Raw genomic sequence first — 14,912 nt, 5'->3', positions numbered from 1 at the left:
AATCCAAAGGCCGGCGAGAGAATACTGAGGGGGGAGAAAACAGATGCCATTTGCCGCCAGAACAATTATTGCGCTGTTACTGCTCGCGTGCGCTGCCATTTCGCCCGCCTTTGCCGCCAGCCCGGCCGCCCCGCCTGACCCGCCCAGAATTTCGGCCGACGCCGCGGTGCTCATCGACGCCTCGACCGGCCAAATCCTCTACGGCAAAAACGAGACCCGGAGGATGCATCCCGCCAGTCTGACCAAGATAATGACCATCCTGGTGGCGCTGGAGGTGGCGGACCCCAACGACGTCGTCACCATCAGCCGCCTGGCCGGCGGCTGGAACGCCGGCTCGATCGTGGGCCTAAAACCCGGGGAGAAGATGACCCTGGAGAACCTGATGCGGGCCGCCGCCCTGATCTCGGCCAACGATGCGACGATCGCCATCGGCGAGCACACCGCCGGAAATTACGAGACTTTCATCGGTTGGATGAACCTTAAGGCCCGGCTTCTCGGGGCGCGACAAACGCGTTTCGCCAATACCCACGGCTGGACACACCCGAACCACTACATTACCGCTTACGACATGGCGCTGATCACCCGTTGGGCCCTGCGAAATCCCCAATTCGCCCGCCTGGTGAGCACCCGGCAGGCGACTATTACCTGGGAGGGGAGCGAGCGGCGGGATGAGGCCTCCAACACCAACCGCCTCCTGCATTCGGACTTTCCAGGGATCGACGGCGTTAAGACCGGCACAACTTCGGCGGCCGGCCACTGCCTGGTGGCCTCGGCCACCCGTAACGGTCGGCGACTCATAGCCGTGGTCCTGCACAGCGGCGACCGCTACCGGGACGTCGCCGACCTGCTGGAGTACGGTTTTGCCATCCCTTCCGTGACGGTCTATACGTGCGGGGAAGAGGTGGAGCGGGTGCGGGTGCGCGAGGGGAAAAGGCCCAGCGTGGTCGTCACCGCCGGGAGTGACATGCAGGTATACCTGCCGCCCGACCGGGGCGACCTGCAGCGGCGGCTGGATCTGCCCGATGAGGTAACGGCGCCTGTGGCAAAGGGCCGGAGCGTAGGCGAAATGGTGTTCACCGACCATGGCACCTACCTCGGCCGTGTCCCCCTGGTGACGGCTCAGGCCGTGGCGCGCAAGCCCTGGTACGCGCGCCTGGCGGACAAGTTTCACGGCCGATCTTGACACCAAACGAGCCTTACGGCATAATAATAGATGTCACGGGCGGGTAGTTCAGTGGGAGAACGTCTGCTTGACGCGCAGAAGGTCACTGGTTCGATCCCAGTCCCGCCCACCAATAACGACAATACTTCCAGGGTCCGGGCTTTGTTCCCGGCCTTTGTTTTTTTTATGCCCGGTCGGGGCCGAGAGCCGGTCACCGACTGACTCGCCCGGGGGTTGAGGGGCGGTTGGTTGTGAATTTCTTCATAAACTTTGCCCAAAAACTATTGCCAAAATGCACCCTCTGGCTTATGATATATTTCACAAAGCAAGTGCCGGCTAGGGGTGGTCCTGTGAATACAGTAACGATCAGGGTCAATGACATCCGCAAGGCGCGCTGTTATTTCTGCGGGCGCCCCTTGTTTGCGCCGGCGTTGAAGGACATGACCATCGTGCAGCTCCGTTGCCCGCACTGCGGGTCGATGTTCGTCGCCCGTCCGGAGCAGCGCATGGCGTCCAACCGCTAACCCCGGCCCGCTCGCGCCGCCGCCTCTTGACCGGAGGGTCAAGAGGTATTTTTGTTTTACATGGCAGACGTGTGGAATGTTGACAGGCTGGACAGCCGATACTATGATGAGCCAAAGATGCTTGGGAGGCGCATGTGATGTCCAAGGTCGTCCAGCACCCGTCGACCATCCTTTTCCCGGTGCCCGCAGTGCTTGTGACAACTGTTCTGCCCGGACAAGCTCCGAACATCATCACCGTGGCCTGGACGGGGATCATGAACTCCGATCCGCCGGTGGTGTACGTCTCGGTGAGGCCCTCGCGTCACTCGTACCGCCTGATAAAGGAGTCCGGGGAATACGTGATCAACGTTCCCTCTGCCGACCAGGTCCGGGAAGTGGACTACTGCGGCACGGTTTCGGGGCGGGACGGGGACAAGTTCGCGGCCTGCGGGTTTACGCCCGTGGCGGGGCGTCACGTACGCGCGCCGCTGATAAAGGAGTGCCCGGTCAATCTGGAATGCCGCGTCAGGCAGGTGCTGTCGCTGGGTAGCCACGACGTCTTTATCGCCGACGTCCTGGCTGTGCACGTCGACCAGGAGACGTTGACGGATAAGGGGCGCCTTGATTTTGGCAAGATAAGACCCTGGGCCTTCTGCGTGCACGAGTACTTCGCCCTGGGGGAGCGCATCGGTACATACGGCTTCACCAAGAAGGGCTAAGGGGGGCGTTGAAAAACTTCGCCTTTGAACACCCCCGGGGTTGGTACGCCTAGTTGCCGACTTTCTTGATGACCCGGGTCACGACGCCGATGATTTCCACCTTCTCCGCCGGGATCCGCATCGGACGCAGGGTCTGGTTTGCGGGTTCCAGGGTGACATAAGGGCCTGTCAGATAAAAACGTTTGCAGGTCACTTCGCCGTCGATACGGGCGATTACGACTTCGCCGTTCTCGGCCTGCGGCTGAACGCGGACGAGCAGGTAGTCGCCGTCGTCAATACCCATCTCCTGCATACTGTTGCCGGTGACCTCAAGGATGAAGGCAGGCTCCTTCACCAGGCGCCCGGGCATGGCCATGTGCCCGCGAATGTGTTCCTCGCTCAGAACCGGTCCGCCGGCCGGGACCCGGCCCAGAATCGGTAGCTCGACCACCTCCAGGGCCGGGCGGACCTCGGAGTCCTCAAGCAGGAGGGTGGGGGAGATCTCCAGCGCCGCGGCGATGAGTTTTAGCGTCTTGAGGCTTGGCGGAGTACGCCCGCGCTCAATATCGCTGACGAATTGCGGCGAGAGACCCGCCTGTTCGGCGAGACGCCGCTGGCTCATGCCCAGCCTTTCCCGGGCGGACCGGATGCGCTGGCCTACCGTGCTCATTGTACGATCCCCTCTCCGCTATTTACGTACTACGATCAATATACCCCGAAGATGTTTTTTTGCCAAGGGGCGGCGGATGTGGTATTTTAGTGCCAGGAGATGCGGGGACCGAGCCCCAAGCGGAAAAACCAAACGGAGGTGGGATTATCAGCGCGGTCAAGAGGCAGGCCACGGCCTGGGACGATGAGGGAAGCCGGGATTCGGAGGCGGTCAGGGAGCTGAAGAGGATTTACAATTACACCTGCCAGCTCTGCAATCACCCCCTGACCCGCGGGGAGGGTGAGCCGATCGTCTCCGGGTACTACCTGCAGCCGCTTGAAGACGGCGGCCCGGACGCGCCCGAGAACCTGCTGATCCTTTGCCCCAATCACCGGGCGCTCTTTGAGGCCGGTGCCTTCGGCCTGGACCTGGAACGCCAGCGGGTGATCCATGTTGATCCCCGGGACCGGCAGAACGGCCGGGCGCTTGTCGTCAAGCATCGGATTTCCCCTGAGTACGCCGCGTACCACAACCGCAATTTCTTTAAAGGCTAGCAGCCCCCGGCGGGCGAGCCTGATCAGGGCCTTTGCCTTTCTGGCAAGGGCCTTTTTCTTTTGGGCATATTGTGTAGGGTAGGAGGCTACATTTTTACAAGATACGGGAAAGGGGCGATCGTCCTTGGACGTTGTGGTCGCCACCGAGGCCGGCCGGTCCCGGTCGCTGGCGGACTACCTGCGGCGGGAGTTCAAAATCCTGCGGGCCAAGGGGCTGCGCGTCAGTCTCCGGGAGACCCAGCCCGGCCATTTTCGTTGCCGGCTGCAGGAGAAGCGCTTTTTCGGAAGGCGTTCCCACGCGGGTTTCCGGAAGGCGGTGGCCAACGCGGCCGCATCGCTCATCCTGTCGGAGTGGGAGGCGCTGATCGGCGATGAATTGGTGCGCCAGGCCAGCTGGTTCGAGCCGCAGGACTGGGATCTCGTCCGCGGGCGGCTGGGGATCGACCGCGCCCACCTCCGGCGCTGGCGGCCGGAGATCGAGCGGCGGATCGCGGAGCACCTTGAACACATGGCGATGCTGGTCATCGAGGGCTTCGTCCGCTTCCGCCTGCGCGACATCGTGGAGGAAGTGGGCGGGATGGCCAGCAGTCTCCTGGACGAGTACCTTCTGCAGCAGGAGAACCGGGACTTTATCCGTATGCTCCGGAACTACGCCCGAAACAAAGGCGGCCAGTCCGAGGCGATCCACGTCATCTTTTCCCCGTCGCGCGTATTCCGTATTTACGACGAACGGATGTGCCTTTTGGCGTCCAACGCCGAGGGCTTCGGCGTGCCTGTGGACGACGAGGTGAACCACGAGGACCTGCTGATCGCCAGCGTGGTGGGGCTGGCGCCGCGGCGGCTGGTGATTCACGGCCAGCGCTGCCTGCCGGCCACCCTTGAGACGCTGCGGGACGTCTTCGGGGACAGGGTGGAGGTCTGCACGGGCTGTAATCTATGCTCGATCTGGCATAAGGCGTAAGCGCGGGGGCCTTCCTTGCCAGGCCGTAACGCCTTCTGGTATAGTGGAGGCGTTTGAAGACGGTGGGCGAAGGTGAGAGGCCCTTGCTCTGGCTTAACGCGATCATGCTTCCGGTGGTAGGGGCCCTGATCGGGTGGCTTACCAACTGGCTGGCGGTAAAGATGCTTTTCCGGCCCTACCGCCCGTTCGTCATCCCCGGCACCGGGCTGGTGATCCAGGGGCTTCTGCCCCGGCGCCGCCGTGACCTGGCGCGCACGGTGGGCGAGGTGGTCGAGAGGGAACTTTTTTCGGTGGACGACCTCCTGGTCCATGTCCGGGCCGGCAATGTGGCAGACCGGATGTCGGCCGCCGCGCAGGCTGCGGTCTACCAGGCGGTGATCGACCGCTCACCCGCCATCCTGCCCCTGTCGGTAAAGAAGTTCTTCGCCGAACTCATTTCCGAGATGATCGCCGACGAAGTGCCGGCCGTGGCTGAACAGGTCTTGACCGAGGTCGCCAGGGCGGCCCGGGGGGGCATCAGCATCGCCCGCATGGTGGAGGAACGGCTCAACGCCTTCCCCCTGGAGGAACTCGAGGGTATCGTGCTCCGGGTGGCCAGCCGGGAACTCAAGCACATCACCGTCCTGGGAGGTGTCCTGGGATTCGTCATCGGTATCCTGCAGGTGGGCTTCCTGTACCTGACCCGGTTGACAGGGGGTTCCGGTTTTTAATATAATGCGCCCATAACCCGATAGTCTTAGAGGCAATGCGGGGGACGAGTAGACCCGCCGCCCTTGCAGAGAGAAGTCGCCCCGGGCTGAAAGCGCCTTCAGGCACCGGCGGATCGAAGACCAGCCTCCAAGCCGCCCGCTGCAAAGGCGGGCCGGCGGGCACCGTTATCAGCCGCAATAAGCAGGGGAGCGAGAGTATGCTCCCAAGCAGGGTGGAACCGCGGGCAGCCCCCCGTCCCTGAGGGATGGGGGGTTAAGTTTTGGGTAAACGAACGGAAGGAGGATACACCGGTGATCATAGTAACTCTGAAGGACGGGTCGGTCCGCGAATACCCCGAGGGCATCACCCCGGCCGCCGTCGCGGCCGACATCGGGCCGCGCCTCGCGAAGACGGCCCTGGTGGCGAAGGTCAACGGCCGCCTGTGGGACCTGGGACGGCCGCTGGATGGCGACGCTGCGGTGGAGTTCCTGACCTTCGATGACGAAGAAGGCCGCCAGGTTTACCGCCACAGTACGGCCCACGTTATGGCCCAAGCCGTGAAACGCCTTTTCCCCGAGGCCAGGATCGCCATCGGCCCGGCCATCGCCGACGGGTTCTATTACGACTTTGACATTCCCGGCGCCTTCACCCCTGACGACCTGGAGCGGATCGAGGCCGAGATGCAGAAGATAATCAAGGAGGACCAGCCCTTTGAGCGGCTGGAGGTGCCCCGCGATGAGGCCCTGGACTACTTCCGGCGCAAGGGGGAGCCGTATAAGGTGGAACTGATCGAAGATCTGCCCCCGGAGGCCCCGATTTCCTTCTACCGCCAGGGCGATTTCACCGACCTCTGCGCCGGGCCGCATGTTCCCTCAACGGGACGCATCAAGGCCGTGAAGTTGATGAACGTGGCCGGCGCCTACTGGCGGGGTAACGAGCGCAACCGGATGCTGCAGCGCATCTACGGCACCTCCTTTCCCAAGGCGGCGGACCTCAAGGACTACCTGTTCCGGCTGGAGGAGGCCAAGCGGCGTGACCACCGGCGCCTGGGCGCCGAACTGGATCTCTTCTCGATCCAGGAGGAGGGGCCCGGGTTCCCCTTCTTCCATCCCAAGGGGATGGTCCTGCGCAACGAGCTGGAGCAGTTCTGGCGGGATGCCCACCGGAAAGCCGGCTACCAGGAGATCCGCACCCCGATCATCCTGCGCCGGGAGCTATGGGAACGCTCCGGCCACTGGGACCACTACAAGGAAAACATGTACTTCACTACCATCGACGAGGCGGATTACGCTGTTAAGCCGATGAACTGCCCGGGCAGCATCCTGATCTACCGCAGCAAGATCCACAGCTACCGGGAACTGCCCATTCGCCTGGGCGAGCTAGGCCTGGTCCACCGCCACGAGCTTTCGGGCGTACTGCACGGCCTGATGCGCGTGCGTTGCTTTACCCAGGACGACGCGCACATCTACTGTCGCCCGGACCAGGTGGAGGAGGAGATAGTCCGCATTATCGATCTGGTCGAACATATCTACCGGGACGTCTTCGGTTTCGACTACCACGTCGAGCTGTCGACTAAACCGGAAAAGGCGATGGGCTCGGACGAAATCTGGGAACTGGCCACCGACGCCCTGCGTAACGCCCTGGAGACCAGAGGGCTGCCCTACAAGGTCAACGAGGGGGACGGGGCCTTCTACGGCCCGAAGATCGACTTCCACCTGCGCGACTCCATAGGACGGACCTGGCAGTGCGGCACGATCCAGGCCGACTTCCTGATGCCGGAGAAGTTTGACCTCTTCTATATCGGCGAGGACGGGGAGCGCCACCGCCCGGTGATGATCCACCGGGTGGTGTTCGGCAGCATCGAGCGCTTCATCGCCATCCTCACCGAGCACTTCGCGGGGGCTTTCCCGCTCTGGCTGGCCCCGGTGCAGGTCAAGGTGCTCCCGATCACCGACCGCCAGGCCGGCTATGCCCGGGAGGTCACCCGGCGCCTTGACGGGCAAGGGCTGCGGGTCGAGTACGACGGGCGTAACGAGAAGATCGGTTACAAGATCCGCGAGGCCCAGGTGCAGAAGATACCCTATATGCTGGTCGTGGGTGAGCGGGAGGTCGAGAACGGCACCGTGGCCGTGCGCCACCGCGCCGAAGGCGACCTGGGGGCGATGTCTGTTAGCGACTTCGCCGCCCGGGCTTGGGAGGAGATCCGTACCCGTGCCCGGTAGGAACGAATTAATTTCGGCGTTGCTTGCTTGACGCCGTTTCCCGGGCATGCTATAATGAGCAACGTAAAATGACAAATCCTTACAAGCAGAAGCCATCCGCTTCTCACCTTGCCGCCTGCGGCTGCAAGGTTCCTTCGGGGCCCCAAAGGGCCGTCTCTTGTGTTTTCGGCGGGTGGTAACACCCGCCTTTTAACTTCTAGGAGGTGGATAAGTATTTCAAAGGATCAGCGCATCAACCTGGAGATCCGCGCCCGGGAAGTGCGGCTCATTGACTCCGACGGTGCGCAGTTGGGGATCATGCCCCTGCGTGATGCCCTGCGCCTGGCGGAGGAAAGGGGACTGGACCTCGTTGAAGTGGCGCCCCAGGCCAGGCCGGTGGTATGCCGGATCATGGATTTCGGCCGGTTTAAGTACGAACAGAACAAGCGGGAGAAAGAAGCCCGCAAGAAGCAGCGCATTATTAATATCAAGGAAGTTAAACTGCGCCCCAACATTGAGGACCACGACTTCGAGGTAAAAGCCCGTAACACGATGCGCTTCCTTAGAGAAGGGGATAAGGTCAAAGTCACCATGATCTTCCGCGGGCGGGAGATCGTGCACACCCAGCTCGGGCAGCAGCTCCTGAACAGGCTGGCCGACCAGGTGCAGCACATGGCCATCATCGAGCGGCAGCCCAAGCTCGAAGGCCGTGCCATGATCATGATCCTGGCTCCCCGGCCGCAAGAGCAACAACAGCCGCAACCGCAGCAATAAAGGGTGCTGCCGCAGCAATAGCTATCATCCAGAAGGGAGTGAATCCGAGTTGCCGAAGATTAAGACGCATCGCGGTGCCGCCAAGCGAATCGCAAGGACAGGCTCGGGCAAGCTGCGCGCGCGGCATGCCTTCAAGAGCCACCTCCTTAAGGATAAGAGCGCCAAGAGGAAACGCCGCCTGGGGAAGGCGATCATCCTCACCCCCGCCGACGAGGCGCGCCTGCGCTCCCTGTTGCCTTACTAGGCTTTTACGATACCTCTCTCTCTCGAAAGGAGGCCCGGCGCATGCCGCGTGTCAAGAATAACGTCGCCGCCAGGAAGCGGCACAAGAAGATTCTAAAACTCGCCCGGGGCTACTGGGGATCCAAGAGCAAGCTTTTCCGGGTGGCGAACCAGCAGGTAATGCGTTCCCTGCTCTACGCCTACCGCGACCGCAGAGCACGGAAGCGCGATTTCCGGCGCCTCTGGATCACCCGCATCAACGCCGCCGCCCGGCAGAACGGAATGTCCTACAACAGGTTCATCCAGGGCCTGCGGACGGCCGGGGTGGCCATCAACCGCAAAATGCTGGCCGAACTGGCGGTGAACGACGAGCAGGCCTTCGGGCGCCTGGTTGAGGTTGCCCGGGCCCATCTGAACAGCTAGGGACCGCTGAAGGACCTCACCCGGCTTCACCGGGTGCCGTCGCCCGTCGCTCTGGACAGGCCCAGGCAAAAAGGGTAGCATGGTAGAACCATGCTACTTTTTTTGTGCATGCTAGATGGAAGAAGACACGGGATGGTGGAGGAGAGCTTGAAACAGTTCGCCGTCATCGGTTTGGGCCGCTTCGGGAGCAGCGTAGCCACGAGCTTGGCCAAGATGGGTTACGAGGTCCTGGCCATTGATAATGACGAGGCCAAGATTAACGCCATTATGGACGACGTGACACATGCCGTCCAGGCCGACGCCCTCGACGAGGAGGCGCTGAAGGCGCTGGGCATGCGCAACTTCGACGTGGTCATCGTTGCCATCGGCCACGATATCCAGGCCAATATCTTGATCACCGTCATGCTGAAGGAGATGGGCGTTAAGAAGGTCGTGGCGAAGGCGCGAACCGAGCTGCACGGCAAGGTGCTGGCGCGCGTGGGGGCCGACCGCGTGGTTTTCCCGGAGCGGGACATGGGGGTGCGGGTGGCACGGGCGCTGGTTTCGGGCAACATCCTCGACGCGATCGAGCTGTCACCTGAGTACAGTATCATGGAGGTCGTGGCCCCGGGTTCAACAATCGGCCGCTCCCTGGGCGAGGCCGCTTTGCGTCGGCAACACGGGATCAGCATCCTGGCCATCCGGCGGGGAGCCGATGTGATCATTGCTCCGGGAGCCGACCAGACCGTCCAGGAAGGTGACGTCCTCGTGGCCGTTGGCCGCAATGACCGGCTTGAACGTTGGGGCCTGGATGAACGATGATACCGGCGATCACTTCCCGCCAGAACGAGCGTATCAAATGGCTGAGACGCTTCCAGCAGCGCCGTCACCGGGACGCCGAGGGACGGTTCCTGGTCGAGGGGCCGCACCTGGTGGAGGAAGCCCTGGATGCGGGCTGGGCCGTTGACCTGGTCGTGCACTCCCCCGAAACGGCCGGACGGGAGCGTGCCGCGGCGGTCCTGGAGCGCGCCCGGCGGCACGGTGTGGAACTGCTGGCGGTCGCGGGGCACGTTCTCCCGCTGCTGGCCGCCACCGTCACCCCACAGGGCTTGGTCGCCCTGGTACGCAAACCGCCGGCGAGATCGTTGCCCGACGTGCTCCCGGAGCATCTGCAGCGGCCGCTTGTGGCGGTGCTGGACGGCCTGCAGGATCCCGGCAACCTGGGCACCGTCATCCGAACGGCGGACGCCGCCGGCGTGGACGCGGTGTTGTTGACCGGGGGCACGGTCGACCTTTACGCCCCGAAGACGGTGCGGGCCGCCGCGGGTTCCCTTTTTCACGTACGGGTGGGAGAGCCGGCGGGACCCGGGGAATGCGCCGCGTTTCTTAAGACCAGGGGACTCTCCATCCTGGCCGCGGATCCCCGCGACGGGACCCCGGTTTTCGATTGTGACCTTACCGGGCCGGTGGCCCTGGTTATCGGCAACGAAGGGGCCGGGGTGGGGCCCGTTCTGCGGAAGGCGGCGGACGGACTGGTGAGGGTTCCCATGCTGGGCCGCGCGGAGTCTTTGAACGCGGCTGTTGCCGCCTCGTTGATCATTTACGAGGCCGTGCGCCAGCGCCTAAAAGCTCCTTGTGTTTGAGCAGCGGCGCATGTTATAATCACCTCAAAAGGTCTCCAAAAGATTTTGAAAGGTTGTGAGCGTATGCATCTGACTGCCGAATTTTTTTGGAGGCTTTTTGAGGCTACCGGATCTATACGGGCCTACGTGCTCTATAGAAGGCTCGCTCTCCAATAATTCCCGAATATGCTAAGCCTGACGCCCCCTTCAATAGGGGGCGATTTTATTTTTTGTTCTCTATTTACAAAGGAATTAATAGGGTAACACTAGAAATATAGCAGAAAAAGGGGGGATTTGGCAGTTCAATGCTTGACGAACTTAACCAGATCGCCGTGCGGGCGCGGGAGTTGCTGGATACCGCCGACTCGCTGGAGTCGCTGGAAGAACTGCGCATCCGCCTCCTGGGCAAGAAAGGGGAGCTTACCCGGTTCCTGCGGGGGTTGAACGGCTTGCCGGCCGAGGACCGTCCCCGCGTCGGCCGGAGGGCCAACGAGGTCAAGGAAGAGATCGAGGCCATCCTGGCCGCCCGCGCCGCAGAACTTAAAGAGGCCCACCGCGCGGCCCGCCTGAACGCGGAACGGATTGACGTCACCCTGCCCGGAACGCCGTTGGGCGTCGGGACCCGTCACCCGCTGACCCTGGTGCGGGAAGAGATCGAGGAGATCTTCCTGGGGATGGGCTATACGATTGTCGAGGGGCCCGAGGTCGAGACCGACTATTACAATTTCGAAGCGCTGAACTTCCCCAAAGACCACCCGGCGCGCGACATGCAGGATACCTTCCTGGTGGACGAGAACCTGCTGCTGCGCACGCACACTTCGCCGGTGCAGGTACGCACCTTCGAGAAGACCGCCCCCCACGTGCCGGTGAGGATCATCGCCCCCGGGCGCGTCTACCGCCGGGACGACGACGCCACCCACTCGCCGATGTTCCACCAGGTCGAGGGCTTGGCCGTCGACGTCAACATCACCTTCAGCGACCTGAAGGGCACGCTCGCGGAATTCGCCCGGAAGATGTTCTCCCCGGCGACCCGGGTACGCTTCCGGCCCAGCTATTTCCCGTTCACCGAGCCCAGCGCCGAGGTGGACATCTCCTGCGTCATTTGCCATGGGAGCGGCTGCCGGGTCTGTTCCCACACCGGCTGGCTGGAGATCCTCGGGGCGGGGATGATCCACCCCCGCGTCCTGGAGGTCTCGGGGTACGATTCCGAGAAGGTATCCGGGTTCGCTTTCGGGATGGGCATCGAGCGCATCACGATGCTTAAGTACGGCGTCGACAACATGCGTCTCTTTTTTGAAAATGACATACGTTTCCTGAGACAGTTCGCCCGCATCGTGTAATTAGGCCGGCGGCAAGAAGAAGGGAGGGACCCGGGTGCGGGTCTCGTATAACTGGCTGAAGGAGTTTGTCGATATCGACGTCCCCCCGGGGGAACTCGCCGAACGGCTGACCTTCGCCGGAGTGGCGGTGGAAAGCGTCGAGGAGCGGGGCAAGGACGTCAGCGGGGTCGTCACCGGCGTGATCAAAGAAGTCAAGCCGCACCCCAACGCCGACCGCCTGGTGATCTGCATGGTGGACGGCGGGCGGGGAGGCGAGCCTTACCAGATCGTGACCGGGGCGCCCAACGTCCGCGCGGGGCAGGTTGTCCCCGTCGCCCTGGATGGCGCGCGGCTGGCCGGGGGCATGGTCATCAGGAAGGCCCGCTTCCGCGGTACGGAATCCCGAGGCATGCTCTGCGCGGCCGACGAGCTGGGCATCGGCGAGGACCATGAAGGCATCCTCATCCTCCCGCCGGATACGCCCGTGGGCGTGGACGTGAAGGCCGTTCTCGGCCTCGACGACGCGATTCTGGAACTGGACCTGACCCCCAACCGCGGCGACTGCCTCTCGGTCTTCGGGGTAGCCCGCGAGGTGGCGGCCATTTACCGGCTGCCCCTCAAGAGGCCACGGCCCGCTTTCCGGGAAGAGGGGCCTGACGCCGCCGGGCGGATGAAGGTGGAGATCACGGACCCGGGCCTCTGCCTCCGCTATGTGGCGCGGCTGATCACCGGCATCACCGTCGGCCCCTCGCCCCTGTGGATGCAGAACCGCCTCACCGCTTGCGGCATGCGCCCGATCAACAACATCGTCGATGTCACCAACTACGTAATGCTGGAACTCGGCCAGCCGTTGCACGCCTTTGACTTCGGTACGGTCCGGGACGGGCGGATCATTGTGCGCCCGGCGGAACCCGGCGAACGGCTGGTAACCCTTGATGGGGTGGAAAGGCAGCTTACGCCTGAAATGCTGCTCATCGCCGGGGTCGATCGGCCGCTGGGTCTGGCCGGGGTGATGGGCGGTCTGGACAGCGAAGTGACGTCCGGGACGAAAGAGGTCCTCCTGGAGTCCGCCTGCTTCAACCCTGTAAACATCCGCCGGACCGCGCGGGCCCTGGGGCTCCGTTCGGAGGCCTCCAACCGCTTCGAGAAGGGGATCGATATCAGCCGCTGCGCTCTGGCCGCCGACCGGGCGGTGGAACTGATGGCCCGGATGCAGGCGGGCACGCCGGCCCCCGGCCGGGTGGACAATTTCCCCGCCCCCCCGCCGCCCAAGACCGTTATCCTGCGCCCGGCGCGGGTCAACCAGATCCTCGGCCTGGACGTGCCACGGGCCGAGGTGGAAGGTATTCTTGCCCGGCTGGAGTTCAACCCCCAGCCGACGGGGGCGCCCGACGGCGAACTGGTGGTCACTGTGCCTCCGCACCGGCCAGACATCTTGGCTGAGATAGACCTGATCGAAGAAGTGGCGCGTCTTTACGGTTACGACAAGGTGCCCGAGACCCTGCCCTTCGGAGAGACCACGCCGGCGCGGCGCTCCCGGGAACAGCAAATCCTTTCCCGCTTGAAGCTGTTGTTAGCCGGCTTGGGGTTCAACGAAACGGCCACCTACAGTTTTGTCGACCCGGGCCAGGCCGACCGAATGCGCCTTGATCCGGCCGGTCCCCTGCGCGAGGCGGAGGTGGTCATCGCCAATCCCCTCAATGAGGACCAGGCCGTGATGCGGACGCAGCTTTTCCCCGGCCTGGTGGAGATGCTGGCCCGCAACTACCAACGGCGCAACACCGACGCGGCGCTTTTTGAGATCTCAACGGTTTTCCGCAGGCGCCCGCCCGAGCAACTGCCCGAAGAAAGGCTGACCCTGGCCCTGGCGGCCATCGGCAAGACGCCGCGGGGCTGGAACCGCCGCCCGCAGGAGATGGATTTCTATTTCCTGAAGGGGGCGCTGGAACAGGTCCTACGGCACCTGGGAGTAGGGGTGCCGGAGTTTGTTCCCGAAAAAGGAGACCCGTCCTTTCATCCCGGCCGTACGGCCGCCGTCATGGTCCAGGGGCGGAGGGTGGCCGTTGTCGGCGAGCTGCACCCGGACGTCCTGGAGGCCTATGACCTGCCGGTCCGGGCCGTCGCCGCCGAAGTGAATCTGGCCCGGCTCCTGGCCTTGGAGCCGGTAGAATGGGTGCCGGAGAGCCTGCCCCGCTTCCCGGCGGTGGAGCGCGACCTGGCCGTCGTCATCCCGGATACCGTGGCGGCGGCCGAGGCGATGGCGCTCATCACGGCCAGCGGCGGCGAATACCTGCGTGAGGTACGGCTCTTCGACGTCTATAGAGGACGTCAGATTCCCGAGGGATACCACAGCCTGGCCTTCACCCTGCGGTTCCTGGCCCTCGACCGGACGCTGACCGACGATGAGGTCAACCGGGCGCTGGACGGCATCCGGCGCGCTTTTCAGGAGCGGCTGGGGGCCCAAATGCGCACCTGACGCGCGGTGGCGCGGAAGAGCGACAACAGACGCAAGGGGGGGAAGACGTGGGGGCGACCGTACAGACCAGCCGCGTGGAAGTGGAGATAATGGGGGAGTATTATGTGCTCCGCGGGGATTCTTCGCCGGAACACATCCGTGAACTTGCCCGCCGGGTGGATCGGATGATCCGGGAGATTACGTCCCGCAACCCCCGGGTATCGGTGGCGAAGGCGGCCGTCCTGGCGGCGATCAATATCGCCGACGAACTCAAACGATTGCAGGAAAGCTACGACGGGCTGGTCAAAATGATCGAGGGTGAGCGAGAACAGTGAGGTCCGCCAGGACCTCTCTCTATGTGTAGGCCAAACCGTACTGCGGGGAAGATATGAAAGAGAGTGGCTGCATTACCATGACAAAGCATTCCTGTAATGAAGTAGACGGGTATTGCCCATGAAAAAACCTCCTGGTACAAAGGTCTTGAGAGAGAAAACCTTTGCAGGAAACCAGGAGGTAGAGAAAGCATGGATGACAGGGCCAAAAAGAAAGCTTGGGTACGGCACGAACATGACTTGGTTGTTGGCGTGGACATTGCCAAAAAGAAACACTGGGCGTGCGTGACCGATTCCGATGGAGAGAAACGGCTAAAGCCCTTCGCCTTTAAGAATAGCAGAGAAGGCTTCAAGCGTCTACAGGAGCA

16 protein-coding genes, 1 tRNA gene and 1 other annotated feature are annotated in these 14,912 nt (G+C 63.1%); of the genes, 16 read left to right on the top strand and 1 reads right to left on the bottom strand.

The window, feature by feature from the left end; translation table 11 throughout:
* The first annotated feature begins 43 nt into the window (after positions 1–43).
* The 4 genes from QMC81_08585 (at position 44) to QMC81_08570 (ending at position 2,384) form a co-directional block, all read left to right on the top strand.
* Complete coding sequence (locus QMC81_08585) at positions 44–1,183, top strand: D-alanyl-D-alanine carboxypeptidase family protein (GenBank protein MDI6907526.1); 1,140 nt, start codon at positions 44–46, stop codon at positions 1,181–1,183.
* Positions 1,184–1,220: 37 nt separating this feature from the next.
* A tRNA-Val gene (locus QMC81_08580) sits at positions 1,221–1,295 on the top strand.
* Between the two features lie 217 nt (positions 1,296–1,512).
* Positions 1,513–1,686, top strand: a complete 174-nt coding sequence (locus QMC81_08575; protein MDI6907525.1) for a hypothetical protein — start codon at positions 1,513–1,515, stop codon at positions 1,684–1,686.
* A gap of 137 nt (positions 1,687–1,823) precedes the next feature.
* Positions 1,824–2,384: a flavin reductase family protein gene (locus tag QMC81_08570; protein MDI6907524.1), complete on the top strand. Its 561-nt coding sequence runs from the start codon at positions 1,824–1,826 to the stop codon at positions 2,382–2,384.
* A 49-nt stretch (positions 2,385–2,433) separates the two neighbouring features.
* On the opposite strand, the gene lexA is transcribed toward QMC81_08570, so the two are convergent.
* Positions 2,434–3,033, bottom strand: coding sequence for a transcriptional repressor LexA (gene lexA, locus QMC81_08565; protein ID MDI6907523.1), 600 nt, complete (start codon positions 3,031–3,033; stop codon positions 2,434–2,436).
* Positions 3,034–3,122: 89 nt separating this feature from the next.
* On the opposite strand from lexA, the gene QMC81_08560 reads away from it, so the two are divergent.
* From QMC81_08560 to QMC81_08505, 12 genes are all read left to right on the top strand, one after another.
* Entirely contained in the window at positions 3,123–3,566 is a 444-nt protein-coding gene (locus QMC81_08560) for a hypothetical protein (protein MDI6907522.1), read from the top strand.
* A 133-nt stretch (positions 3,567–3,699) separates the two neighbouring features.
* Positions 3,700–4,527: a sporulation protein YtxC gene (gene ytxC, locus QMC81_08555; protein ID MDI6907521.1), complete on the top strand. Its 828-nt coding sequence runs from the start codon at positions 3,700–3,702 to the stop codon at positions 4,525–4,527.
* A gap of 83 nt (positions 4,528–4,610) precedes the next feature.
* A complete protein-coding gene (locus QMC81_08550) occupies positions 4,611–5,237 on the top strand; it encodes a DUF445 family protein (protein ID MDI6907520.1) in 627 nt (208 codons plus the stop codon).
* A 294-nt stretch (positions 5,238–5,531) separates the two neighbouring features.
* Positions 5,532–7,439: a threonine--tRNA ligase gene (thrS, locus tag QMC81_08545; GenBank protein MDI6907519.1), complete on the top strand. Its 1,908-nt coding sequence runs from the start codon at positions 5,532–5,534 to the stop codon at positions 7,437–7,439.
* Positions 7,440–7,516: 77 nt separating this feature from the next.
* Positions 7,517–7,639, top strand: a sequence feature (ribosomal protein L20 leader region).
* 13 nt (positions 7,640–7,652) lie between these two features.
* Positions 7,653–8,192: a translation initiation factor IF-3 gene (infC, locus tag QMC81_08540; protein ID MDI6907518.1), complete on the top strand. Its 540-nt coding sequence runs from the start codon at positions 7,653–7,655 to the stop codon at positions 8,190–8,192.
* A 49-nt stretch (positions 8,193–8,241) separates the two neighbouring features.
* Entirely contained in the window at positions 8,242–8,436 is a 195-nt protein-coding gene (rpmI, locus tag QMC81_08535; protein MDI6907517.1) for a 50S ribosomal protein L35, read from the top strand.
* Positions 8,437–8,477: 41 nt separating this feature from the next.
* Positions 8,478–8,837, top strand: a complete 360-nt coding sequence (gene rplT, locus QMC81_08530) for a 50S ribosomal protein L20 (protein ID MDI6907516.1) — start codon at positions 8,478–8,480, stop codon at positions 8,835–8,837.
* Between the two features lie 132 nt (positions 8,838–8,969).
* Positions 8,970–9,638: a TrkA family potassium uptake protein gene (locus QMC81_08525; protein MDI6907515.1), complete on the top strand. Its 669-nt coding sequence runs from the start codon at positions 8,970–8,972 to the stop codon at positions 9,636–9,638.
* Entirely contained in the window at positions 9,635–10,459 is an 825-nt protein-coding gene (locus QMC81_08520) for an RNA methyltransferase (GenBank protein ID MDI6907514.1), read from the top strand. The genes QMC81_08525 and QMC81_08520 overlap by 4 nt, the downstream gene beginning before the upstream one ends.
* 284 nt (positions 10,460–10,743) lie before the next feature.
* The gene (gene pheS / locus QMC81_08515; GenBank protein ID MDI6907513.1) at positions 10,744–11,778 is read left to right on the top strand and encodes a phenylalanine--tRNA ligase subunit alpha; all 1,035 of its coding nucleotides are present in this window, start codon (positions 10,744–10,746) and stop codon (positions 11,776–11,778) included.
* Between the two features lie 34 nt (positions 11,779–11,812).
* Entirely contained in the window at positions 11,813–14,233 is a 2,421-nt protein-coding gene (gene pheT / locus QMC81_08510) for a phenylalanine--tRNA ligase subunit beta (GenBank protein ID MDI6907512.1), read from the top strand.
* A gap of 47 nt (positions 14,234–14,280) precedes the next feature.
* Complete coding sequence (locus tag QMC81_08505) at positions 14,281–14,547, top strand: cell division protein ZapA (GenBank protein MDI6907511.1); 267 nt, start codon at positions 14,281–14,283, stop codon at positions 14,545–14,547.
* Positions 14,548–14,912 lie beyond the last annotated feature (365 nt).

The sequence above is a fragment of the Thermoanaerobacterales bacterium genome (assembly GCA_030019475.1).
Lineage (GTDB): Bacteria > Bacillota > Desulfotomaculia > Desulfotomaculales > JASEER01 > JASEER01.
Note: the sequence above shows the minus strand (reverse complement) of the source record. Positions and strands in the feature narration are given on the sequence as shown.

Bases quoted from the DNA above. Each gene is read 5' to 3' on its own strand.
- QMC81_08570 (MDI6907524.1), top strand. From the start codon at position 1,824: ATGTCCAAGGTCGTCCAGCACCCGTCGACCATCCTTTTCCCGGTGCCC.
- QMC81_08520 (MDI6907514.1), top strand. From the start codon at position 9,635: ATGATACCGGCGATCACTTCCCGCCAGAACGAGCGTATCAAATGGCTG.
- rplT (MDI6907516.1), top strand. From the start codon at position 8,478: ATGCCGCGTGTCAAGAATAACGTCGCCGCCAGGAAGCGGCACAAGAAG.
- QMC81_08525 (MDI6907515.1), top strand. From the start codon at position 8,970: ATGGTGGAGGAGAGCTTGAAACAGTTCGCCGTCATCGGTTTGGGCCGC.
- lexA (MDI6907523.1), bottom strand. From the start codon at position 3,033: ATGAGCACGGTAGGCCAGCGCATCCGGTCCGCCCGGGAAAGGCTGGGC.
- QMC81_08585 (MDI6907526.1), top strand. From the start codon at position 44: ATGCCATTTGCCGCCAGAACAATTATTGCGCTGTTACTGCTCGCGTGC.
- pheS (MDI6907513.1), top strand. From the start codon at position 10,744: ATGCTTGACGAACTTAACCAGATCGCCGTGCGGGCGCGGGAGTTGCTG.